This is a genomic window from Eubacterium sp. OM08-24 (assembly GCF_003438075.1).
GTDB lineage: Bacteria > Bacillota > Clostridia > Oscillospirales > Acutalibacteraceae > Ruminococcoides.
The window spans coordinates 319,783-345,421 of the sequence record NZ_QSTA01000001.1; the positions used below are offsets into that span (position 1 = coordinate 319,783).

Consider the following 25,639-nt stretch of genomic DNA (forward strand, 5'->3'; position numbering starts at 1 on the left):
ATTATGGAACGAGAACGCTCAATACCGGAAGAAAATAAAGATATAGAGAAAGAAAAGTTACTGCCTGAGATAGCAGAAATATTGAATATATCTATATCGCAACTTGAGCAATACCCTGCTGATGTTCAACTAATTCTTTGCCAAACTTACATTAATGAGAGTAAGTTTGGCAAAGACGATGTTGCAAAGATATTAAATCAAGTTATTAATCTTGATATTGATAATATCGGTATAACCAAAGAGGTTAAAGAGTTAAATCCGCCTAACTTAGACAACGAATTAAGCGAGTCTGATAAAAAAGTAAATCAAAATAAGCGTACATATCTCATATCAAGAAATCAAATTATTGAAAACGCAAGAAAAATAGCTGAACTCAATTCAAAACAACAATTACAGCAAACAGAACAAATAAATCGCAATAATAAAAGCAACTATTGACAAACGAAAAAGTAAACTATACAATTATTTTGTATATATGTGATTTTATTTCTCTTTTTATTTCCACTTATAAAAATTAAGGTTTTTGCAAAACTTATACTTGACAATAATATCATTGTGATATATAATAAATATAAAGAGATATAAAAATCAACAAAGGAGAGGTAAAATATGAGGATTATAAAAAAATTGATAGTTGCTTTAATGATTACAGCTATGCTTGTGGTATCTGTTGTAAGCGTATCTGCTGTATCTGAATATGATAAGGTAGTTTACATTACAAAGGAAGAATTCAATGATAAAATGTGGGATATGTACTTATCTGTATCACGAATTGATGAAGATACAATACTTGACGAGAAAGACGCATTTACTGTATCTATGGGCAGGTATGAATTAACAAGTTTCTTAGAGAATTATGAACCTCTCAACAGTGACATAAGTGTATCAGATGCTTATCAGGAGTTTTCTGCACATCTAAAAGATGTTTTTGAGGATATAAAAATAGATGTAGATGAAAACGGAAATATTTACGAGGAGCATAAAGACGGCAGTAAATATGATTGGACATATAATGCTGACAAGGATATGTTTGTTTGTACCGACAAAAACGGCAATATTGAAAAAACATATGACCGTTATCACACCGATTACGAATTACAGCATAAGGAAGATACAACAGTACAGGAAGAAACACAAGCCACTACTCAGGAAGAAAGCTATAACTATGTAGAAGCAAAGCCATATGTAGATAATAGCGAAAGCAATACACAAGTAAAAAAAGAAGCAGCTGTTGCTGAGGTAGCTACATCTGATTCGGCTGAAATTACAAGTGGTATGAGTACTCCACAAGTAATAATTCTAAGTTTTGTTGGCGTTGCAATAATAGGCGGCATTGTTGCCTTAATCTTTACATACAAGAAAAAAAACGGCAAATAATTCATCAATACATTGTATAGTCAGGAGGTATTGTTATGACTAAAAAAAGAGGAATCGTTGTAATAGCTGCAAGCGTGATTTTTGTAATTGGTGTAATAATTGCAATTTTAGTTGCAGGCTGTGGTAAAACGGCTGACAGTAAGGTGTCAACTGCAGATGAAGTCATTGCTACATCTGTGCAAACCGTAACTCAGGTTGTGACGGACAGTCAGGGCAATACACATATTGAAGAAGAAACTAAGGTTGTTGAGGTTAAGCAGACACAGCCTGCGGAGAAGTCGGAAAAAGCTACGGAAGTTAATGCACATAATGTGGCAAAGACCGACAACAAGCAGAACAACAGCAATCAGACTAACAACAATAATAACAATGCCGGCAACGGTCAGACAAGCAAGAGCAACGGCTCATCAGGCAGCACAAACAAGCCTGCAAGCAATTCAGGCTCAAGCGGTTCATCAAGTCAGAGTAAACCGTCAGGCGGTTCATCAAGCAGCTCAAGTCAGAGCAAGCCGTCAAGCGGCTCCGGCTCATCATCTTCAAGTAAGCCTGCACCTGCACCGGCTACACAGCCTGCAACAAAAGACCCACACGAAGGCAAAACTTGGCACGAGGCGGAGTATAAAACTGAGAAGGTTTGGGTAGTTGACGAGGAAGGTTATACTTGGCAAAAGCCAATTTATGAAACACACGATAGGACTATCTGCAATACTTGCGGTGCTGATATTACAGATTGCGTAGGTGAACACGGATATAATCATTTAATCAATGGCGAAGATGCAAGTTATCGTAATGAAACGGTAGATACATTGGTAGGTTATGAAACCGTAGAAGAACCCGAAAAAGGACATTGGGAAAGTAAAACTACCCTTGTTCGACCTGAGGGATGGTACTGATTAAGGAGCAAAATATGTCAATAATTTTACTGCCTTTTAAAATTGTTTTCTTAATATTAACTTTTCTTCTAAAGGGTGTGCTTTACATATTGTCATATACAATAATATTTTTTTCCGATTTTTGTGGGGCTATTCACTATATAATTAGACTCGGAAGCGGTATATTTGCTATTGGAGGAACGATAGTAGTTGTAGGTTGGATACAGGAAGGTAGTTTTACAGGTTTTGAGGGTGGATTATTAATTGCGATAGTATGGTTAGTTGCTATGTCGTTTAGTATTATGTTCGATTTAGGTAACGCAATAGCAGACTTTTTAGAGAATATCGGCGATTGGTTAGGTAATTTAGCACTTAGATTTTTACATTTATAAAATTAAGTATTGCATAATTTACTTTTATAGCATATAATAATTATAGACGGATATTTCCGTATGTGCAAATGTTTTTCGCCCACCACTGGCGAATAATAAATGACTGGCTCGAAAATGTTTTTCGCCCACCACTGGCGAATAATAAGTGACTGGCTCGAAAATCTTCGGTAACCCTGTCATTATGATAGGGTTACTTTTGTTTTAAGGGAATATTATGGAAGTAAAAGACGGATATGTATATCATATAAAAGATTCATATTTTGCAAAAGTAAACGATAATAAGCTTATGTCTAACAAGGACAACGGAAAATTCAGACCTACTTACTTTTGCTTTAGAGATTTGAATACAAACTTAATATGGGTTGTTCCAATGAGTTCTAAATATAAAAAATATAAAGCAATCGCAGAGAATAAAGCTCAAAAATACGGAAAATGCGATACCATTATACTTGGTAAATTTGACGGTCAAGCGTCAGCATTTTTAATTCAAAATATGTTTCCTATAACAGAAGCCTATTTAGACCACGCACATACAAGAAATAATAATCCTGTACCTGTGAATTATAAATTAAAGCAAGAAATATTTACCTGTGCTAATAAAGTATTGCTTTTAACACGAAAAGGTTATAATCTCGTTTTCCCCGATGTGTTAAGATTAGAAAAGATAATGCTTCAAGAATTATCACTTAATTCTAATAAAGTTAAATCTCCATTATCAAGAAATCAGATAATTCGTAATGCGAAAGCAATAGCAGGACAAAAACATTTTTCGAACGCTAAGGATAAGAGCAAAAGCAGATAAAACTACATAAACATTTACGGCAGAGCTGTTACGGCTCTGCTTTTTTTATGCCCTAATTTCAGGGCATTTTTTATTTTTCTAAAAAAATTTAATTTTTTTAGAAAAATAAGGGTGCAAAACTCGAAAAATTGCGGATTAAATATAGAGGAATATTTTTAATGATTGGAGGTTAAATGATGTGTATTCGTGCAAGAGATTCTCCTTAGGAATTTCCCAACTTTTCTATCAAAACAAATGAAGGAGAGTTTTATGAAAAAATTAAGAAAGCTAAAATCAGCTGTCGCAGCAGTTTTTAAGCCTAAAAAGCTGACATCATTAGCAGCTGCGTTTGCAACCGTATTTGCTATGCTGCCTATTGCAAGCGTTTCTGCAGGAGCATATTCATATACGGGACTTGATGAAATCGGCGGCAAGGTGCTAATTGAATCATCAGAGAAGCCTATCGTTCTTGTCAACAATGGCAGTGACGGTCGTTTGGATGCATACAAGTTTAAATTCAACGGTGAAATAGGCTATTGCATTGACCCACAGTCATTTGCTCAGACTACGCAAGGAAATACAGTTGAATTTACTGAGTTTTACGGCGAAACGGGCAAGGAAGTTATTAAGCTTGATCCAAATTCGAGCAATGCTTCCGAAAAAGCACTCATTGTTGGTGAAGAGTTGCTGTATGCAAAACATTTCTTTGACAGTAAAGAAATTGTAGTTGAAAACAAGACTATGAAGCAGTATATGTATGACAAATTCATATGTCCGAAAGCCGATTACAAATACAGCTCATTCTTCTCTGCTGCTAAAATAAGTAATGATGACGCATACTATATCCTAAGTCATTTCGCACTATCTCAGCTTTATCACACAATGCTTAATGATAAAAGTACAGCTTGGAAAACTTGGAGCGGATACAGTGCGATTACTGAAATGGTAGATATGATTGTTGATGTGTGCCAGCGTGTTTCAAAGCACAGCGGTAATTACAGCAAAATTGCAGATTACGCAAGTACAACAAATATCTATATTGCTCACCCTAAGCCAAAAAATCCAAAAGACGGAACATATCAGCACCTCATAGTTGAAATTCCGAAAAAAGCTAAATTGTCGCTACAAAAGTCAGGCACTAACGATAGTATTAAAGACCTGACAGAAAGCACTCAGGATAAGGATTATCTTAATTTCAGCGGTGCAGAATATACTCTGTATAAAAAAGCCGACAACTCGGTTGTCGCAGTTGCACAGCTTAACAGAAACGGTAATATTTCAAAAATCAAATATTCCTACTCCAATCAGGATTGGATAGGTAAAAGCTACTTCGAGCTTGATGCAGGTGATTATGTACTGAAAGAAACAAAAGCACCGAATAACGGTAAATATTATGCCATTGACGATGCAGAGTACTCTATCACCATTACATCTGATGATTGCAAGCAGGAAAAAACACTTGATGTGTTAAATGTAAGCGATACAGAAAGAGTAAGACTAAACCTAAAAAAAGAAAGTGCTAATCCTGATTTAACGGATAATAATTCTTGTTATGACTTAGACGGTGCACTGTTTGCCATTTTTAGCAATCAAAAAAGTGCTTATGATTATATTGCCGACAATAGCAAGAAAAACAATATTGTAAGATACTTTATTACCGACAGTAAAGGCAATTGCAAGGCAATTTCTGCTGACGGTAATAGTTGGGACTACAGTACAAGCTCTGAGCTTTATAAATTTACTTACAGTAAGTCTTTATATGCTGTTGAAATCGAAGCACCTAATGGATTTAAGAAGTACAACAAAGCCGTTAATCTTACATTAACGAGTGAAACCTATGGTGGCTATGCTGTATTGTCGGCAACGATAGTTGATGAACCAATGAATGACCCGGTATATATTTTGCTTCATAAAAAAGATGAATTAACTGGTCAATACACAAATATGGAAAACGCAGAGTTTACTGTATCTTACTATAAAGGTTACTACTATTCTGAGGATGAGTTAAGTGATAAAAGACCCGAAAGGCAATGGGTATTAAAAACTGATAGCAGAGGATATACGTATTTAGATGAAGCTCATCGTGCTGATAGCGACTTTGGTGAACCGTTTTACTTAACAAGTGACGAAAATCCTAACCCGGCTATACCGCTCGGAACAGTTACAATTCAGGAAACTAAAGCACCGCAAGGCTTTAAACTAAACTCTGAATTGTTTATCAGACAAATAAAAATTGATGAGATTACAGGTTCTGTAATGACTTTTAACGAAATCGAAGTCCCCGAACCTCGTGATACAGAATTTGGTAACCTTAGCATTTACAAGACGGCAGATGACAGTAAGCGTTCTAACAATACAGCTAAAAATGTGTGGTTTAGAATAACCTCTGATGATGGCATTACAGATGAAGTCATTGCTACAACTGCAAAAGGTCTTGATGGTGTAGCTACACTTAACAATTTGCCTGTTTATAAGTTGAGCGGTGAATATGTTTATTACACAATAAGTGAGTTAGGCTACAAAAATTCTGACGGCACTTATTCTGTTCCTGACCGATATGTTGCTCCAACATCAAAAACTATTACCCTTAAAGAAAATGTAACACTTACATTTACATTTGCTAACAGACTTGCTACAGGTACTTTAAAACTTACTAAAACAGACAGTTCTGACACTCTTATAGACGGCTCCGGTTGGAAACTTTATAAAGCTGACGGCACAGCTGTTGAATGCAGAAAAAATAGTAACGGTAAATATTCGTATAAATCCACCGGTGCAAGTGCAACTGAGTGCATAGCGACAAATGGCAGTTTGACCATTGACAAGCTTCCGGTCGGTGATTATTACTTAGTCGAAAGCATAACACCAACAGGATATATGCCATATGGTAAAAAGTTAGAATTTAAAATTTCTGCAAACGCAGAAACTCCGCTTTTAATTCAGTTTACCGTAAAAGATAACAAGACAATGTTGTCTGAAACAGGTGGAGTCGGCAGAGCACCGCTTTACTATATAGGCATAGCATTGGCACTTATATCAACATTTTTTATTACTAAAGCAAAAAACAGAAAGGAAAATCAGTATGAAATCAAAAAATAATGTATTTAAAATTTTTACTGCAATGGCAGTTGCTGTTTTGATGATTATGTCGGCAATTCCATTTGCATCAGCCGCAACTAATAACAATTTACTTGACACTACTAAAAAAGTATCGATTACTACAAAATGTGCAAAGCCGGGATATACCTTTACTGTGTATAAAGTTGCTGAACTAAAAACAACCGAAAATCCATATCAGACAGGCTATACTTCGCTCGTTCCGTCAATTTCAGAAGATATATTGAGAGGTAAATCATCAGTTGTATTGGCAGCTCTTGACGGTATCGCAACAATGCCTTCAACTGCTTCTGTTGTAGGTACATTTACTACATCAGCAACTTCTGTTACAAAAACATTCTCAGGACTTGCTCAGGGAATGTACTATATCAAGGCAACAAACTATCCTGCCGGCGTAAAAAGTGTTACAAACAGCGTAATAGCACTTCCGTATTATAACAACGGTTGGGTATATACATATAAAGCTATTGACCTTGCAACTAAGGTTAATGACGGTGATGTAGTTACCGGAAAGACAATCACAAACAGCACTAAGGACAACGCAAACTATACCGATGTTTCACTCGGTGATACAGTAAACTTCGAGATTAAGTCATCAACAGCCGGATCATCTACTATGAAGCTCAAGTCTTACAGCGTGTATGACGAAATGTCAGCAGGACTTACTCTTGATAAAGACAGCGTAAAGGTTGCACTTCTAAACGCACAAGGCGGTAAAATTGCTGACCTTACAACATCTGATTATACACTTAATGTAACTTCTGAAGTTGACGGTAAAGCTACTACATTTAATGTAGCAATTACAAATGCTTATCTTCAGAAAAATGACTTTTATGCAAGAAATGCTGCATATACTTCTGTCACCTACTCTGCAAAACTCAATAAGTATGCAGTTGTCGGTAAAGCCGGTAACCCTAATACCGAAACAAAACTTGTGTATGCTAACAAAAACGGTGTTGAGTCAGAAGTAAACGGTAATACAGTTTATGTTTACACATTTGCAGTAACAGTAAATAAAACAGATACTAGTGGCAATCCCCTTGAAGGGGCAGGATTCGATCTTTTTGTATCGGAAGAAGATGGAAATGCCCTCACAAATGAGATTGCAACCGGCGTATCTGATAAGACAGGTAAAGTTACTTTTTATAACTCCAACAAAGAAGAAATCAAGCTTGCAAGCGGTAAATATTATATTGTCGAAACAAAAGCTCCTACAGGCTACAACATCTATGGTAAAGTTATTCCTATTACAATTGATGTAACTTATGGAGCTGCATTTACTGATGGTTCATATATTACTAATTGTCCGACGGACGGCACAGTTAGTATTGATGTTAAAGATACAAGACTTTTTTTCCCACAGACAGGCGGTGCAGGTACTGCAATGTTCTATGTTATTGGTTCTGCACTTGCAATTAGTGGCATAGTTATTTTAGCTACTCGCCGTAAAGTTAAAGCATAAAAATATAAGGAGAAAAGTACCATATGAAAAGAAGCAAATTATTTTTGGTTATTGGAATCGCATTTATGGTTTTATCTGTTTCTATGGTACTTTATCCTACTATATCCAATGCTATTAACAGCTTATATTCAATCACAGTTATAAAAGATTATACAAAATATTCAGACACTATTTCGGCAACTGACCGGCTTTCGCTGTTATCAGTTGCCGAAAAATATAACAAAACTTTGCGTGATACAGTAAGTACATTTTCATATTCAACAGATAGTCTTGTTGACAGTTATGATAATGCATTGAATTTTGAAGATGGACTTATAGGATATATCGAAATTAAGAAAATCAATGTAAAACTGCCTATATACCACGGTAGTGATCCTGATGTGCTTAAAAAAGGTGTTGCTCACATACCTAATAGTGCTTTGCCTACGGGTGGTATTGGCAACAATACTGTTTTATCAGCACACACAGGCTATCCAACGCAGGTCTTTTTTGATAATCTGACTGAGCTTACAGTCGGTGACACTATTAACATCTATGTGCTTGATAATACACTTACATACAAAATAACAGCAAAAAACATTGTTGAACCTGACGATACATCTCTATTAAATGCAGATGATACAAAAGACTTGCTGAGCTTAATAACTTGTTATCCTTACGGTGTTAACAGTCACAGACTTATTGTAACCGCTGAAAGAGTTATAGTGTCGTCAACACAAGATGAAGCAATAGAAAGCACAAAATCAGAAAGCAAAAATAGTTTTGAAATTATAATATCTGCAATAATTGTATTTCCTACTGCAGCCATAATTGTAACTATTGCGAGAAAAAGGAGGAAAAAATATGCCCGATAAAGATAGAGCGGTTGCTATAACTATAGATAAGTCACTTATTCAAGAGGAAACCGAGGAAGAAATCAAGACAAGAGTTCCCGGCACATTTAGCGATAATATACGCTTCTTGTGGATAAAAAAAGATAACTGTGAGGAGATAAATAATGCTAAGACAATATTAACCTCACTCAATGAAAACAGTACTTATATGCTATATGACCGGTTCGGGAATATAGCCGAAAATATATCCGGAAAGCAACTATATGAAGCTCACTACGATCCGGTATCCGAAAAAAATATATCCGATAAAGATAGAGTTACACTTGTTCAAGATATGAACACTTTAGGTTATGAATTCGTGCAGGTTGAAGGTTATTCGGATGATTTCCTTATGTGGAAATCAAAAGATGAAGTCGATACAAAAAATGCTTTTGGCTTTGATGGGTGGGAAGCTGTGAGAGAATTTGTCAATAATGTACATACTCTGATGAACAATTATACTGTTCAAGTATTACAAGACAGGATAAATAAAGATTACAGCGTAATTGACTATGGCTCATTTGATGATAGAGAAATTCAGACAGCAATTAAGAATTACTCGCAACAAAAAGCTAAAAATAATGACATCACATATACCAAAGTCCAAACTGAATATGATAAATCAGAGCCGGATAACAGTATCAATATAGAAAATCCGATACTTGCATCCTTTTATGATAAGTACAATCAGAAAATTGCAAAATTTGAGGATAAAAATACAAATCTTAATGCCAAAATCAACAAACTCAATCATAAGATTACTAAGGCAACAGAGTTTGTTGAGGTTATCTCGGCTCTTGAACAGGTTATTCCTAAAACTATTTTTACTGTATTAAATCTTATTTCTCAAGAGAAACAAGAAAAAATTGCGAATATGCAATCAAAACTATCTAAACACGAAAGCCGTATTGCTGATAACAATAAGAAAATTCATAAGTATGAAAGTAAGATTACTTTATGTAAAAAAATTAATACATTTCTCACTAATATGAAAACGCAAGACGGCAGAAAAGAAAACTTTATCAACGGTGTTCAGGAATTCAGAAGTATTGCAATCCGAAATGCTTCTGAAAAATTTGATGTAACTCAGGAAAAACTCAATAAAGCTATGTCTGAATATGGTAGAACACATTTTGCATCTGAAAAGCTAAAGCTTCAAAAGCAAATTAATAATCTTGCAAATAAGAAGGACAAGCTTCGTGACAAACTGATTGCTCTTGATGCACTCGTTGATAAATTCGATACAATTAATAAAATGTCTGAACAAAAAATCGAAAATGTTATTGAGCAGAGTTGTGACAATATTGTATCTGACCTTACCGGCAAAAAAGCTGTAAAAGCAGAAACTGTTGTAAATGCTTGCAGTAAAGCTATTGACTCCGCAAGCATAGCTAAAGAAAAAGACAATTACCTAAAAAACGCAGAAATGTCTGTTGAAGATGATTATGACAGCATTGACGGAATCATAAACAACGGCAATAAACAGCAAGAATATGAAAAGCTGAAAAAGCCTGAACGCAAATCGCCACTGTCAAGGAGTCAACTCAAGAAAAATGCTGAAACAATTGCACATAATGAGCAACAGCAAAAAACTAACGATAAGACAAAAAACCACGGACAGGAAATATAAATACTGAGCCTTGTGCCGTAAATCGCACAAGGCTTTTGTTATAGAGGTAATAATATGATTGAATTATTTGGCAATTCTATTTGGAATAATAACACTCCAAACACCGATAAGAAAGTTATTATTGCAGATGAAAAAGAACTAAAGAAAATTGAGCAAAGCATAAATAATGCAGGATTAAATTACTGTGCTTACATACGAAAAGGCAATGCTTATATAGCAGTAAACAAAAACGATGTTGAAAACATACATAAACTTAATATTAATATAAAGGCTGTAAGCAACTCAAATAATAAGCCTTATAAACCAAACAAAATAATTGGAAATACACCATTTAAAAACATCAATAATAAATACTATCAAAAATATAGTGCTGACATTGCTTACGCTGTTGCTTATAGGCTTGATGAACTGAATATACCCTTTTCAGGTAAGCTGTACGATGTATATAACTCTGTTACAATTACCATTGACAAGGCTTATGTTGAACAAATTCAAAGTATAGCAAAAGAGATAACTGAACAGAGAAGTTTAATTACTAACAGTAACGGCAAAATTACAAATGCAATCAAAGATGCGGTTAAAAAACTTAATTATTCTGAAGAACAGCTTAAGTCAATAAATAAAGCAGAAAATCTTTTATTAGACAGAATTGATGATGAAAATTTATTATCTGCTTTTGATGCAATGTTTGAAGGCACTAACAAATATAGTGCTGATGACATAGCTAAATTATCCGATGAGTTTGTAAAAATCTTTGAAAACTTACACGGATTAGAATGTGTATTTGCAAGCAGAAATGATTTTAATGGTCTGAAAAAAGAGTTTGACCAAAATATCTTGTTTGAAAAATATACTCAAGATAAAGGCTTTTCGTCAGAACAGGAAAAAGTAATTAAGAATATGATTGATAAAAACATGGACTCTGTTCTTGATATTCTTGATTTTACTTTTTCGGTTTCTGAAATGGAAGATATGTACTTAGCATATCAGCAAGGTGATTATGACAAATTAATTAACATTGTTGCAAATGTTAAGAATATAACAAGAATTGAGATTGAAGGCGAAATTGAAAGTGGTACATATATTACAACTATTCCCGATTATGACAGTCTTAAAAGAGAGTTATTCTATCACGATCCTGATACAGAAAGGATAACGCATATATATTTTAATCCTGATTCTGTTTCAGGTGGTCAATTCGTAATATCTGATATTAACTACGACCAAATTGTAAGTGCTGTTGAAAAATACTCAAATGATCCCGAAGCCTTTTTTGATTATCTTGATTCTGTAAGTAATCAAACACTTGCTGATGTTGGTAGTGATTATTTTCGTGATACATACGAAGAATTTTATAGTAATGAACATATAGCCGAAGGCTTTTCTAAAGAAGTAATAGAACAGCTTACTAATATTGCTACAGTAAATTATACTGTTCCAGATAAAACAGATTATTACAAATCTTATTTTGAGCCGGAGGAAATAGCGGAAAGAGCAGGCTTGCGTAACAAAGCACAGGAAGTTGCAAAGCAAAATAATTTGCCTTTTTACGATAAATTCAGTATGGGTTTCGAAGATGATTTCGATACGGCAGTTTATGACGGAAGTATGTCAGCTGATGATTATGAAAAATTACAGCAAGCTGACATCGAACCAAAAGCCGACCGTCCAACAATTACTTGTGATTGGAGCGAAAGTCAGGTGTTTGAGAACGGCAAGACTTATTCGGTTGCCGAATTTGATACGCTTATGAAAAATGCCGATGACGAATGGGTTGAGCAAAGACAGCTTGAAATTGAGGAATACGGCAGCGAAAATGCGGTTGCAGAAGCATACAGAAACGGTGAACTTGACAATATTCATCTTGGTTATGAAAAAACGAAATTTATTATTAATATGCCGAACGGTACGAAATACACCGAACGGCAGGACATCGGGGACGGCATAGGTGGAGTTATCGATTTTTTGAAACAGTATCCACAGTATAGCGGTGTTGTGAAAGTGCTTGAAGCTGATATAGAATTTGACAAAAATGACGGAAAATCAGTAGGATTGGTTGAAACAAAAGAAATATACAATGCAACCGAAACGAAAGGCATTGATGTTGAAAATACTGAAACACAATACTTTGCAGAAATAAACAACCTCCAAAAAGGAGATGTAATCTATATTGATGAAACAGAATTTGCAGTTGAAACTATTGGAAACTTTGATATACAACTTCGTGACTTATCTTCTTCATTCCCTGTTTTCAGAGCTGAAAGTAAAGAAAATCTCAATAGACTTTTAGCGTCTAAGACTGCTTATTTTCCTGCCAAGACTCAAGATGAAAATGAAGTTACCCAAAACATAGAAACAGAACAGCCTACACTGTTTGATTTTGATAACGGCGATACTCTATTCTCTGATGCAGCACATACAACTGTAGAGAAAGGCAAAAATTATGTAATGGAAGATAGAGAAACTGTTACAGGAGCAAAGACAAAGTTTAAAAATAATATAACGGCAATCAGAATATTAAAAACTCTTGAAAGTGAAAATCGTAAAGCAACTGTTGCAGAGCAAAGGCAACTTTCCCTTTATACCGGTTGGGGTGGTCTTGCAAATGCTTTTGAGCCTGACAATGATAAATGGAAAAATGAGTATTTAGAACTAAAAAATCTGCTTACTGATGATGAATATACTGCTGCAAGGTCATCAGTACTTGATGCGTTTTATACAGACAGCACAATAATTGACAGTATATACAAGGTTATTCAAAATGCAGGACTTGAAAGCGGAAATATTCTCGAGCCTGCTATGGGCATTGGCAATTTCTTTGGTCGCTTGCCTGCAGATTTAAGAGGTAAAGTAAATCTGTACGGTGTTGAAAAAGACAGCTTGTCAGGAAGAATAGCTCAAAAGCTATATCCGCAAGCTAATATCACTATTGACGGATTTGAAAACACTCATTTCAATGACAACAGCTTCGATGTTGCAATCGGTAATATTCCATTTGGAGATTTTGGAGTAAATGATAAAAAGTATAACTCTCAAAACCTAAAAATTCACGATTATTTCTTTTTGAAATCACTTGATAAAGTGCGTGACGGTGGTATCATTGCTTTCGTAACCTCTAAAGGTACGCTTGATAAGAAGGACAGCTCATTTCGCAGAGAGTTAGCAAACAGAGCGGATTTAGTTGGAGCAATCAGATTACCAAATAATGCTTTTAAGTCTGCCGGTACAGAAGTTACATCAGATATTATATTCCTAAAAAAGCGTTCTGAACCGCCCATAGTAGAACCAACTTGGGTAAGCATAGGTCAGACAGCTGACGGATTGCCTGTAAACAATTATTTTGTAAAGCACCCTGAAATGGTGCTTGGTGAAATTGTTGAGGGTAATAAAATGTACGGCAGAACAGACGATACAATGTGTGTGCCATTCGATGACGGAAGAACGCTATCAGATTTACTTGCAATAGCAGTTAATAATATCAGCTTTACTTATACACCGCATAAAGATAAGCTAATACCATTGGCTGAAAAGTCTGATGAAATTATATTACCTCAGGGTATTCGTGCCGAAAGTTATTTTAAGAGCAATAATGATATTTATTTTTATGGAAGTAACAACGAGAGTGAGTTAATAACAATTCCTTGTTCAGAATTACTTGACAAAAAATATACTGCCAAAAATATAAGCCGTATATCAAAATATATACAGCTTAGGGATACATTGCGTGAATTACTCGATGTGCAGCAATACGAAGGCAATGATGATAAAGTTGTTCAATTACAGGAAAAGCTCAATACATTATATGACGATTATTATATAAGATATGGTCTTTTGCATAACAATTATAATCGTAATATTCTTGGCTTTGATGGTGCATATCAGCTTGTAGCTTCGCTTGAAAAAAGTTATGATAAGAGCAAATTAATTGAAAAATCTGATATCTTCACTCAGCGTGTGAATGTACCTAAAACAGCTATTGAGCATATAGATACCGCATCGGAAGCTCTCGCAATATCAATTGCTGAAAAAGGCATTATTGACTTTGCTTATATGAGCAGTTTGACAGATATACCTGAAGAAAATCTAAGGATAAATTTATGTGCAAACGGAGAGATATTTGCTGTACCTGAGTTATCAAACAAGGATAACATTGTGTACCAAACGGCATCTGAATATTTGTCAGGCGATATTTATGCCAAACTTGATATGGCTAATTTAAGTGCAAGAGATAATGATATTTATCGTTCAAATATAATTGCACTTGAGAAAGCAAAGCCAAAACCATTAAAAGCCGCTGACATTGATGTAAGTATCGGTGCAACATGGATATCTCCAAAGTATTATGAACAATTTATGTATGAGATTTTTAAGACACCTGAAGAAAATCGTTCAGATTATGCACCTAAATATTATTGGCAAAAAGATGGTAAGAAGATTGAAGTAGAATATTCAGCTTATTCCGGCAGATGGAGCATTAGTAATAAATCTATTGACAAGTCTGTCACCGTAACTAAAACTTATGGTGCCCACGGCTATTCGGGTTATGCTATATTTCAATCAGCATTAAATCTCACTGAACCAAAGGTATATAAAATTAAACTCGATGAATTTGGCAGACCGATATTTGATAAAAACCATAAACCCATAAGTGAGCTTGATGTGCCTGCAACGCAAGTAGTACAACAAAAAGCAAACGCAATACGCAGAGAATTTAAAAACTGGATATTTAAAGATGCTGACAGGCGAAAAGATATTCTTGATACATATAACAGAACTTTTAATTGTATTAAACCTCGTCAATATGATGGTTCACATCTTACTTTTCCGGGTATGAATTCTAACATTGAACTTCACGAGCATCAGAAAAATGCAATTGCTCACGCAATATTCGGTTGTAATACGCTATTCGCACATTCTGTCGGGGCGGGAAAAACTTTTGAAATGATTGCAACAGCAATGGAGTGTAAAAGGCTTGGATTGTGTCATAAATCCCTTTTTGCTGTTCCAAATCACCTTACTGAGCAAGTAGGTGACGATTTTCTTAAGTTGTATCCAAACGCAAATATTCTTGTTGCTACAAAGGATGATTTCAAGACTGAAAACCGCAAAAAACTTATGAGTAAAATTGCAACAGGCAATTATGATGCTGTGATTATTGGACATACTCAGCTTAAAATGCTGCCGTTGTCACCTGAAAGGCAACAAGCAATATATCAAGAGCAGATTGATAATATAATCAAAGGTATTGCAGAACTAAAGGCACAGGACGGCAGTAATTTTAAAATCAAAGATATGGAGCGTACGAAAAAGAGCCTTGAAAAGCAGCTTACTAAATTACAGTCGGCTAAAAAGGACAACTCCATATATTTTGAAGAGCTTGGAATAGACAAGCTCTTCATTGATGAAGCACACGAATTTAAGAACTTATTTTGTACTACGAAATTGCAGAATGTATCAGGTATATCTTCAAGAGCATCTCAAAGAGCAACAGAACTTTTTGCAAAGTGTCGCTATCTTGATGATAAGACCGGTGGAAAAGGTGTTGTGTTTGCAACAGGTACGCCTATTTCAAATAGCGTGACTGAGTTGCATACAATGATGAGATACTTAAATTATGATTTTCTTGCGAGCCATAATAATATGCAAAACTTCGATAATTGGGTATCAACATTTGGTGTGCAGAAAAAAGAGTATGAGCTTGCTCCTGCCGGCAACAAGTTTAGAGAACGCACAAGAATTGCAGAATATTCTAATTTGCCTGAACTGATGTCTATGTTTAAGTTAATAGCAGATGTTCGCACATCGGATACATTAAATCTTAATGTACCTAAATGTGAAATGCACATAGTAGATGTTGAACCGACCGAATTGCAGGAAGAGCTTGTTAATGAACTATCAGACAGAGCTGATGAGGTCAATAACGGCTCCGTAGATCCGTCACAGGATAATATGCTCAAAATTACCGGTGACGGCAGAAAGCTCGGACTTGACCCTCGACTTATCGATGCAGAATTTGAAGATAATCCCGGTACAAAGTTAAATGTGTGTGTTAATAATGTTTTTGACATTTATGAGAAAACCACTGATAAAAAACTTACGCAAATTATATTCTGTGATTTAGGTGTTCCGGGCAAAGGTGTAAATGTTGATGCAGACAGCAAAGACGAGGATACAAAGAGTGTTACAGAAATTGACTCTCTCGAAGAATCAGGCAAATTCTGCGTGTATGACGATATTAAAGATAAACTTATTGCTAAGGGTGTATCGCCACAAGAGATAGCGTTTATTCACGATGCTAAGAATGAAAAGCAAAAATCTGAGCTTTTTGCAAAAGTACGAAGTGGCGAGGTTCGCATACTCTTAGGTTCTACTGGCAAAATGGGCACAGGAACAAATGTGCAGGATAGAATTATTGCCCTACACGATTTGGATGTACCTTGGCGACCTTCTGACCTCGAACAAAGACGAGGAAGAATGGTAAGGCAAGGTAATATTAACGAAAAAGTGCATCTCTATCGCTATGTAACGAAAGGCACTTTTGATGCTTATTCGTATCAGCTGCTTGAAAAGAAGCAGAAATTCATAAGTCAAATTATGACATCAAAAGCTCCTGCACGAAAATGTACTGATGTTGACCAAGCTGCGTTATCGTATTCGGAAATCAAAGCACTTTGCACCGGTGATGAGCGTATAAGAGAGAAACTCACACTTGAAAACAGAGTAAAAGAACTTACAGCGTATAAATCTGAATATGATAATACCCGTTATGAGCTTGAGGACAAAGTAAACGCTTATCCTGAGCAAAGAAAAGATTTGCTCTGCACGATTGGTAATATCCAAAAAGATATTGATAAGTTAAATGCATTGCCTAAAGATGATGAAGGCTCGATTGTTTATACATATAATTTTGGAGATGCAGCTTATACCAACTCGGAAGAAGATAGAAAATCCGCAGCTAAAGCTCTTGGAGCTTTTGTAGCATTATCAAGGCAGCACCGAAATGAAACCATTAAAGTAGGTGATATTTCAGGATATGAGGTTGAAATAATCAATAAAGGCTTGATTGTTGATGATATTACTGCGAGATTAGGCAACGGAAAATACAAGGTTAATTTTGGTAGTCTTAATATTCACAATCTTTCTAAACTTGAAAATCTGTTTACAAAATTCAATGAATTTCTGTCTAATGCTAAAAAAGAATTGAATCGAATTGATTATGATTACAATTCAGCAAAAGAAATGCTTACAAAACCCTTTGAATTTGAACAGGAACTTACAGAAAAGACGAACAGATTAGCTGAATTAACCACAGCTTTGAATATTGACCTTGCTCAGCGACAGAATGTATCTTCAGAACGAAAAACTTGCTATTTTAGCAAGAACTCTATTTTGCACAGGACAAAAAATAAAATTGCTCCGGAACAAAATAAACCTGAAATAAAAAGGAGTGCACCTGAACTATGATAATTTACGCAAAAGGAGATATAACAAAGTTTGATGTAGATGCAATTGTAAATGCAGCCAACGGCTTTGGATATATGGGAGGTAAAAGATGTGTTACAGAACTACATAGAGGAGTTGCAGAGAGCATACAATTTGCATCTAAAGGAGCTGTTGAACAACTTGCAAGAGCAAAATGTAAAACGCAACCTTTTTTCAGCTATGCACCGGGAGATGTTTTTGTGACCGATGCTCCTAACTTGGTATGTAGAAAAGTAATACACGCAGTTACTATGCGTTCTCCCGGAAGTAAAGCAAAAATTTCAAATATAATAAAGCTAATTCCCAAAATTATAGCAACAGCTGAACACCTTAATATAGAATCAGTAGCTGTCCCCTTGCTTGGGTGTGGAACAGGCAGACTTGATACAAAAGTTGTTCAAGAATTATTAGCTGATAATCTTATAAGTGATAAAGTGACTTTTTATATTGTTGTTTCACTTTAAAATTAGTTATAGAGTGATTTTTCAATGAGTCAACTAAATTATATAATTTAAAAAAAGTAAAGGCAGATAGCACCTTTTACGGTGTTATCTGCCTTTTAGTTTTAACTACTTTGCTTCACCAATAATAAATTCAGTTCCCTTACCGCTATTACCAAGAGTAAGGTTATTTGATATAGGTGCAATTGTATTTGTTTCAAAATTTTCTTTCGTTAATAAAGAAAAATTTTTAATAGAATCATTCTTTGAGTCCGCAACGATAAAAAAATCCTTGCTATCATATTTTTTACGCATTTATTATCACCTTTAATTTTTTTATATGAGCTATATAAAAATATATTCGTGATTTTTAATCATTGAAAAATCCACCAAGCGTAAACACTCATATTCTTTAACAATGAGCTTTGAGGGATTGCTATTTGCTAAGTCAATTGAAGTAATAGCTCCGTCTTTTCTTTTATCTCTTTTATCTTCAACTCTTGCACTGTGTACCTCAGTTTTATTAGTAGTATATACATACGATTCTTCATTGTTGTCGCTGATAACTTTTTTGAATTCTGTTATTTCATATGTTGTACTTTTTTTGTCACTAATAGCAATAGGTGGTATATATTCACTTGCAAGTAATGAAAAAAACATTATAACACATATTACCATTAGAGTAATTAGAGTTCCATTACTCACATCACCATATCTTTTAATATTTATTGCTATCACTAACAGTATAACAGGTATTATAGCAATGCCTAACCAAATCATTATAACTCCTCCTTATAATTTTAATAGTTTAAATTATATATGTAATTCATATCAACCTTTTCGGAAATCCCGTCAACATTGCCTGTCCACGAATACTGATGAATATCAACAAATGACGGAAGCTCATTGTACGAATTATTTGGTGCTGCCATCCAAATTAAATATTTGCTTGCAAGCTCATCAGGATAAGCACTGTCAACAAGCATTGATTTTGCACTATACATTCCAACATCAAATCCATAACCCTTTATTCCGTCACAAAAGGTTGAAATAATATCAGTCAATGTTCTGCGTGGCAAAACAGCCTGTCTGTATTCTTCTACATCAAGGAAAACCTGCAAGTCAAACTCTTTGCCCCTAATGGTCTTCATACAATTCCTGACTTCGGCTTTTGCAGCGTCAATAGTAGTAGCATAACTGTACCAATATGCTCCAACATTTAAACCTGCGTTTTTTGCTTGACGATAATACTCGTTAAATTTATTATCTTCTTGATTATCGTCTTTACCGTAACCGGCTCTGAGAATTACACAAGTAACACCTGACTTTTTTACTTTATTGAAATCAATATCACCGTTCCACTCCGATAAATCAACACACCTTGCTTTTTCAACTTTGATTTTTGCTGTTACAGTTTCCCTGCACTGCTTAACAGTAACAGTTGCGTTGCCAACTTTATTAGCCTTAATTTTTACTGAGTGCTTGTCCGTTGCAACTATTTTTGCAACTGAGCTGTCAGAAGATGAGTAGGTGATCTCATTTACATTATTATTTGTATCAACAGAAATCGTAAAAGTATCACCGACATTTTTGCAATATTCTTTTGTTGATATACTTATCTGTGTATTATTTTCTACGCTCTGATTGCTGATTTCAATTTGTAAAAACGATACATCGTTTACATCAATTCTGCCGTCATTGTTCAAATCAAGTTTTGTATCTTCTGCAAAATCAGACAAAGCATTTTGCAAATATGTAACATCATTCACATCAATTTTATTATCCGCATTAATATCAAAACCTTTTGCAAGTACAGACATTCCACAATTGATAAGTACAATACTCGTAATTACACCAATTATTATATTTTTTATTTTCATTTACCCATTAATCCTTTATTTAATAAATCATCACATTTATTTGAAGCAATAAACAGTGTGTACACTATAAATGTATCAGTTATCGCTAAAAAACTCATTACACACCAAGTTAAAGCCATTATGCTCACCTCATTTTAAATGCTTGCTTTGCTTCACATTCGCTGAAAAAAGCATTTTTACCAACAGTCCAAAATTCATTGCCTGATGTTTTGCACCTTACGCTCATACTGTTTTCTTCCAAAAGAACTGCGGTGACAGTATCACTGCACATCAGCATTTCTCCGTCACCTAAGTCATCAATCAAGAAAACTTTTTTGCCTATCATATTTTCTACCATATCAGTACCTCCGTTTATCATAACTTGCACTTTTGATTTAATTCGGTTATATATTTGAATATAGGTCACTTGTTTGACTTGAAGAAATGTAATTTGTATCGATTTTTCTTTTTGACATCATTGATAAAATTTCATTTCTTTTGTTATAAATTAATTCTTCTTTTTGGTTTAATGGCAAAGAATTTTCAATAGGACTCGGCTTAATGTATTCGTCTATAATAATTCTATCTAAGATAGTTACCAATGTATCTGCTATATCGTCATCACAAGTGAGATTTTGCAAAAACTCAGATATATTGCCTTTTAAATCAATTTTTAATTTTAACAATATTAATTACTCCTTCTTTTCGAGTTGCGAATTTCCAAGTATATGGGTATAACAAAAAATAACACTATAATAATTATTCCTGTAAAAATCAGCAAACAAGTACATTTGCCTGAAATGTTGTCTATATTATTTGATAATATTTCCTTGGCAAAACTATCAATACATTCAGAAGATTTGTTTTCTAAATTAAACACTTGTCCTGATTTGCTTGTATTGCCATTACCTACTACTAAAAATTTATAACTGGCAAAAGTTTCATTACTAACACAATAAAAAGTATATATTGTGCAATCATATGTGCAACCTTCGGTGTACTTAGTATCGCTATCGTAATATACTTCATCAAAATTAAATACATCTTCATATGAAAAAGAATATATAGTATTAACAATTTGCATTTTGTCAGTATCAATCACATCCACAGCTTTCGTACACTTTGTTTTATTTTGTGATTTTTCTAATTGCGTATTATTTTTCGCTTGTGCATAATATTCAGCGTAATTTGACTCACATTTATTAGTAATATAGGGTTGGAAAAATATAAGGACTAAAAAGTAAATAAGAAATAGTATACACCATACCACATAGAACACTTTTTGCGATTTCAACATTAGTTTCTTTTCCTTTCCTTCTTTTCTTTATCTGTATATGTTTTTGGAGTGTCGCCGGAAATACACATCACATAATCGTTAAACATTATTGCCAACACATTAATCGTAACAAAAATTTCTGAGTAAAGTAACATTAAGATTCCAGTTCCTTTTGTTCTTTCATTTTTTTATAGCAATACAAAGTAGCTCTGCAGTCAGCTAAACTGTCGTGTGCTGTATCGTTTTCCCAGTCATAACCGTAATACTCTGCACACTTAGTTAGTTTCTGCCATTTATTGCAGCCATACTTATCACTCCATTCGCCGTATATGTCTGCAAAATCTTGCATAACATCTATGACAGTCGCCTTGCTGTTTTCAATGCCGACAGCAGAAAGAAAACTTAAATCAAAATCTGTGTTGTAACCCACAATCACATTCGCTGAATTAATTATCTTGTTAATTTCTTGCTTGACTTCAATGATGTTGGGTGCGTTTGCTACCATTTCGGGGGTTATATGATTTACCGCCATAGCTCCATCCCAATTTTCGGTGAAAAGCGGCTTAATATAGCTGTTGAAGAGCGTATTGCCCTGACTGTCTATAATTGACACCTGTAACAGCTCATCGGTATCGGCATTAAGTCCTGTTGTTTCTGTATCTATGACTATTTCGTCATATTCTATGCCTGAGTCAAAATTTTGAGCTGTAAAAGTGTTTTTAATAATGTCCTGTGTGATTTCTCGACGCAGTTGCAGTAACTCTTCTTCCTTCTTTACCTTTTGTTGCTGTAAAAAGGCTTTTTGACGAGCGACACGCTTTTCTTTTTCTTCTGCACGGTAAGTAGCAAGCTCTTCATCAGTCATTTTGCGTACTTCCTCGTCCCACAGATATAGCTCTTGATTAGGACAATAAGCATTAACCCATAGATACTTACCGCATTTTTCGTTAAGCTTAACATAGTGCTTGAGCTTCCACTGCCTTTCGGTCAGCAAAAGTCTATCTTGCTTAACATTTATCCTTGTCCTTACGCTTGTTTTATAATCGTCCCAAATGCTCATATATACGCTCCTTTTTATACAAAAACCATATTTTTATACACATCTTCTCTTACAATCAATCTTAGATTGTTGAGCAGTTTTTTATATTTTTCAATATCATTATTGCGTTTGGCAAGCTGAATATCGTTGTTGCTGTTCTCAAGCTTTTTTACTGTATCGTCAATCTTTTTGTCAGTATCAATAACCTGTTGCATAATTGTCTTATACAGTGAGCCATCATTGAGCATTTCTTGTAATTCATCACGCTTTTGATGATAAAGATAATGAGTAAAAATGCCCTCGTTCCAATATAATCTTCTCATATTGTAGTTGCCTGTCTTAAAGTTGTAACTGTAATAGTTGTATTCTTTGTTGCCAGGTTCGTCAATTACTTCCTCAAGGGCGTATTTTGGTATTTTCGTTCCGTCGTAATTTATTTTTTCGTAACTCTGAATTGAGTTGTTAAAATTGAAAAACTCTAAAAAATTATCAACTGTCATAATAGTTACACATCCTTTCTATCGCTGTAAAACATTTCAAGAGCTTGTTCAACTATTTGTTGAATTTCATCATTGCTTTTGTCTGTAAAATACTTTTTATAAGTGTTTGGATTGATAGCAATTTTTTTATCAGGCTTTTTCTTTTTAATGGCAAGCACCTTGAGCATTTGGTTTCCTGTAAGCTCAAGGTTTTCTTTTTTGCAATCAACCGATAAAACTCGTAAATCTCTTGCTTGTGCTTCTGATATTTTCATCAGCATATCATTATTATCAGCTGTATTAATCTCAAGTAGTGTTGACTGCTCCTCTGCGGTCAAATATGACAACTCAACACCGGCTCTAACTGCAAGCTGACCTTTATCGAGCCAAGCAAGTATTCCATCACACAACTTACTTATTCTCACAAGTCTTGCTATTGTGTTCCTTCCTAATCCATATTCTTCTGCAACCTTTTCTCGGCTGTTACCGTTGCTTTCAGACTCACCGTTTAACGCTCTTATTTCATTGATAATGTCATTACGCTTTCCCTGAGAGAACATTTCAGAATATCGTCTTGCAATAATTCTTGCCTGTTCTGATATTTTAAGGTCATTAAATCCTCGCTGAATGAGGTTGCTTTCATCAACATAAGTCTGAGCCTCCTCTTCTGTGAGCTGTTCTTTTATGATAGCCGGTATTGTTTCAAGTCCTGCTATCTTTGAGCAATTCCATCGGTTATGACCAATGAGAATTTCATATGTATCTGAACCGTTAGGATTAGGTCTGCACACAATCGGAGTCATTACTCCATTTTTTCTGATTGATTCAACCATATCATCCCTGCGTTCGCCGTTATACAATGAAAACTGATGATTGTGAAACGGTACAAGCATATCAAGCGGTATTTGCTTTATCTGATTATTTTGTGAGAGCATAGCTCCAAAATTAAAGCCTGTCATTGTAATACCTCCGTAAATTATGCACCGATTCTTTTCGACAATTCATCGGCACAAGCTATGTATTCCTCTCCGAGCTTGCTGCCCTTAATCAAGCATAATGCTTTGTGCTGTTTTGTGCTTTCAACTGCTTGTGTAGCACGATGTATCTGAGTGCTAAAAAGAGCTTCATTATAGATGCTTTCAAGTTGTTCAACAACACGCTTGCTTGCGTTGGTACGGTCAACCATTGTCGGCAGTACGCCGAGGATCTTTAAATCCGGATTGATTGTTTCCTGTATCTGTGTAATAACTCCTGTAAGCGTTTTAAGACCGCCAAAGGCGAAGTCTTGTACCTGTACAGGAATAATTACTCCGGAACTTGCAGTCAGAGCGTTCATCAGCAAAACACCTAAAGACGGATTGCAGTCAATGATTACATAATCATACTGCTTAATTATGTCATCATTCAGGATACGCTTGAGTATGGTTTCTCTCGAAAGGACTCCTGCAAGGAATAAGTCTGCATTTGCAAGGTTAATATCGCAAGGTATGTAATCAAGATTATTAATCTCGCTATGTCTGATGCAGTCTTTAATTTTGACTGCCTTACTCATACCTACCTTGCCGATGAGAAGGTCACTCATTGTAGGGTTACCATCCGTATTGTCGAAATCGGCATATTTTGATAAGTCTGCCTGCGGGTCAAAATCTATTGCAAGGACTCTGCTGTTCTTGAGAGCAAGTGCTGCTGATATATTAAATGCTGTTGTAGTTTTGCCAACTCCGCCTTTTTGGTTTGCTACTGATATAATTTTACACATTGTGCATACCTCCGTTATCGTGATTTATCTGTTTGTTTTTCTTCGTTGACTGTATTCTTTTGAGCAATTGTTTTAGCATTATTCTTAATTTGTTTGCAAGAAATTGGAGCTTTTCCTTTAGTTTCGTTTTCTTTAGTTTCAACCGATTTAGACTGCAACTTTGATTTTTCAGGCTTTTGAAATATGTATATCAAATCGTGTTGTTCGCTTATATCGGTAACATCAAATTTCTTTACACATTTCCGTAGCCAAGGGAATGTTGTATTCATATCATCAATAAGGTTTATGATTTCGTAATCAAATAGTTTTCCTTTTGAAATATATCCTGACCATTGTCTATGGACGAAGCCGTTATCAGTAAAGAATTTGTTAATTTGTTTGTATGCTTTTAGATATATAAAAGGATTATCAGATTGATATATTTTTTGAAGAGCCTTAGAGTCTAAATCAAAATTGATTGCTTTTAATGATTTAATCATTTCTTTCTGCATTTATTTAAACCTAACATAATATCTTCAATGCTGCCATTTGACTTGTTATGCCAAAAATATTTTACGGCATAATTTTTAAACCAATCCATATCATACAAATCAAGAATTACTCTCCATAATGCACCGTAATCTCTGCTTCTGCCTTTGTCGGTAAAAATCAGGTGATAGGGCTTGTCTGTTTTGATTTCGGGTAAATCAAACCGCCTGAACATATTTTTGATATATTCGTACATTTCTTTAGGGTCGTAAATATCGTCATTGATAACCTTTTCTTCATCAATAACAATTTCGACTTTGTATTTCATTTTTAT

At 34.8% G+C, this 25,639-nt stretch carries 23 protein-coding genes; 11 read left to right on the plus strand and 12 right to left on the minus strand.

The features are described 5' to 3' along the window. Positions 1 to 3 precede the first annotated feature (3 nt). From DXC23_RS01650 to DXC23_RS01700, 11 genes are all read left to right on the plus strand, one after another. Positions 4 to 438, plus strand: a complete 435-nt coding sequence (locus DXC23_RS01650) for a hypothetical protein (RefSeq protein WP_117704469.1) — start codon at positions 4 to 6, stop codon at positions 436 to 438. 171 nt (positions 439 to 609) lie between these two features. Next, positions 610 to 1,377 carry a hypothetical protein gene (locus tag DXC23_RS01655; RefSeq protein WP_117704470.1) on the plus strand — a complete coding sequence of 256 codons (768 nt, stop codon included), beginning with the start codon at positions 610 to 612 and terminating at the stop codon, positions 1,375 to 1,377. 35 nt (positions 1,378 to 1,412) lie between these two features. Beyond that, the gene (locus DXC23_RS01660; protein WP_117704471.1) at positions 1,413 to 2,270 is read left to right on the plus strand and encodes a hypothetical protein; all 858 of its coding nucleotides are present in this window, start codon (positions 1,413 to 1,415) and stop codon (positions 2,268 to 2,270) included. A gap of 14 nt (positions 2,271 to 2,284) precedes the next feature. Beyond that, entirely contained in the window at positions 2,285 to 2,641 is a 357-nt protein-coding gene (locus DXC23_RS01665) for a hypothetical protein (RefSeq protein ID WP_117704472.1), read from the plus strand. 214 nt (positions 2,642 to 2,855) lie between these two features. After that, positions 2,856 to 3,443 carry a hypothetical protein gene (locus DXC23_RS01670; protein ID WP_199523035.1) on the plus strand — a complete coding sequence of 196 codons (588 nt, stop codon included), beginning with the start codon at positions 2,856 to 2,858 and terminating at the stop codon, positions 3,441 to 3,443. 249 nt (positions 3,444 to 3,692) lie between these two features. Beyond that, positions 3,693 to 6,521 (plus strand): SpaA isopeptide-forming pilin-related protein, encoded by a 2,829-nt coding sequence (locus DXC23_RS01675; RefSeq protein WP_117704473.1) that lies wholly within the window; start codon positions 3,693 to 3,695, stop codon positions 6,519 to 6,521. Next, positions 6,505 to 8,001: a SpaH/EbpB family LPXTG-anchored major pilin gene (locus tag DXC23_RS01680; protein ID WP_117704474.1), complete on the plus strand. Its 1,497-nt coding sequence runs from the start codon at positions 6,505 to 6,507 to the stop codon at positions 7,999 to 8,001. The genes DXC23_RS01675 and DXC23_RS01680 overlap by 17 nt, the downstream gene beginning before the upstream one ends. A 23-nt stretch (positions 8,002 to 8,024) precedes the next feature. Continuing rightward, complete coding sequence (locus DXC23_RS01685; RefSeq protein WP_117704475.1) at positions 8,025 to 8,855, plus strand: class C sortase; 831 nt, start codon at positions 8,025 to 8,027, stop codon at positions 8,853 to 8,855. Then, complete coding sequence (locus DXC23_RS12590) at positions 8,845 to 10,503, plus strand: DUF4316 domain-containing protein (RefSeq protein ID WP_242997380.1); 1,659 nt, start codon at positions 8,845 to 8,847, stop codon at positions 10,501 to 10,503. The genes DXC23_RS01685 and DXC23_RS12590 overlap by 11 nt, the downstream gene beginning before the upstream one ends. A 54-nt stretch (positions 10,504 to 10,557) precedes the next feature. Continuing rightward, a complete protein-coding gene (locus DXC23_RS01695; protein WP_117704476.1) occupies positions 10,558 to 17,967 on the plus strand; it encodes an LPD25 domain-containing protein in 7,410 nt (2,469 codons plus the stop codon). Beyond that, the gene (locus tag DXC23_RS01700; RefSeq protein WP_117704477.1) at positions 17,964 to 18,449 is read left to right on the plus strand and encodes a macro domain-containing protein; all 486 of its coding nucleotides are present in this window, start codon (positions 17,964 to 17,966) and stop codon (positions 18,447 to 18,449) included. Before DXC23_RS01695 ends, DXC23_RS01700 begins: the two co-directional genes overlap by 4 nt. 105 nt (positions 18,450 to 18,554) lie before the next feature. On the opposite strand, the gene DXC23_RS01705 is transcribed toward DXC23_RS01700, so the two are convergent. The 12 genes from DXC23_RS01705 to DXC23_RS01760 form a co-directional block, all read right to left on the minus strand. Continuing rightward, positions 18,555 to 18,740, minus strand: a complete 186-nt coding sequence (locus tag DXC23_RS01705; protein WP_117704478.1) for a hypothetical protein — start codon at positions 18,738 to 18,740, stop codon at positions 18,555 to 18,557. 30 nt (positions 18,741 to 18,770) lie between these two features. After that, entirely contained in the window at positions 18,771 to 19,205 is a 435-nt protein-coding gene (locus DXC23_RS01710; RefSeq protein WP_117704479.1) for a hypothetical protein, read from the minus strand. Positions 19,206 to 19,225: 20 nt separating this feature from the next. Further along, complete coding sequence (locus DXC23_RS01715; RefSeq protein ID WP_117704480.1) at positions 19,226 to 20,305, minus strand: GH25 family lysozyme; 1,080 nt, start codon at positions 20,303 to 20,305, stop codon at positions 19,226 to 19,228. 124 nt (positions 20,306 to 20,429) lie between these two features. Next, on the minus strand, positions 20,430 to 20,642 hold the full coding sequence (locus tag DXC23_RS01720; RefSeq protein ID WP_117704481.1) for a hypothetical protein: 213 nt from the start codon (positions 20,640 to 20,642) through the stop codon (positions 20,430 to 20,432). Between the two features lie 46 nt (positions 20,643 to 20,688). Then, complete coding sequence (locus DXC23_RS01725; protein ID WP_117704482.1) at positions 20,689 to 20,970, minus strand: hypothetical protein; 282 nt, start codon at positions 20,968 to 20,970, stop codon at positions 20,689 to 20,691. 2 nt (positions 20,971 to 20,972) lie between these two features. After that, the gene (locus tag DXC23_RS01730; protein ID WP_117704483.1) at positions 20,973 to 21,581 is read right to left on the minus strand and encodes a hypothetical protein; all 609 of its coding nucleotides are present in this window, start codon (positions 21,579 to 21,581) and stop codon (positions 20,973 to 20,975) included. A 133-nt stretch (positions 21,582 to 21,714) separates the two neighbouring features. After that, the gene (locus DXC23_RS01735) at positions 21,715 to 22,620 is read right to left on the minus strand and encodes a 3'-5' exonuclease (protein ID WP_117704484.1); all 906 of its coding nucleotides are present in this window, start codon (positions 22,618 to 22,620) and stop codon (positions 21,715 to 21,717) included. Positions 22,621 to 22,634: 14 nt separating this feature from the next. After that, complete coding sequence (locus DXC23_RS01740; RefSeq protein WP_117704485.1) at positions 22,635 to 23,099, minus strand: hypothetical protein; 465 nt, start codon at positions 23,097 to 23,099, stop codon at positions 22,635 to 22,637. 5 nt (positions 23,100 to 23,104) lie between these two features. Then, on the minus strand, positions 23,105 to 24,037 hold the full coding sequence (locus tag DXC23_RS01745; RefSeq protein WP_117704486.1) for a ParB/RepB/Spo0J family partition protein: 933 nt from the start codon (positions 24,035 to 24,037) through the stop codon (positions 23,105 to 23,107). Between the two features lie 17 nt (positions 24,038 to 24,054). Beyond that, positions 24,055 to 24,837 carry an AAA family ATPase gene (locus tag DXC23_RS01750; protein WP_117704487.1) on the minus strand — a complete coding sequence of 261 codons (783 nt, stop codon included), beginning with the start codon at positions 24,835 to 24,837 and terminating at the stop codon, positions 24,055 to 24,057. A 14-nt stretch (positions 24,838 to 24,851) separates the two neighbouring features. Then, complete coding sequence (gene vapD / locus DXC23_RS01755; protein WP_117704488.1) at positions 24,852 to 25,328, minus strand: VapD family protein; 477 nt, start codon at positions 25,326 to 25,328, stop codon at positions 24,852 to 24,854. After that, a complete protein-coding gene (locus tag DXC23_RS01760) occupies positions 25,313 to 25,633 on the minus strand; it encodes a hypothetical protein (protein ID WP_117704489.1) in 321 nt (106 codons plus the stop codon). The genes vapD and DXC23_RS01760 overlap by 16 nt, the downstream gene beginning before the upstream one ends. Positions 25,634 to 25,639 lie beyond the last annotated feature (6 nt).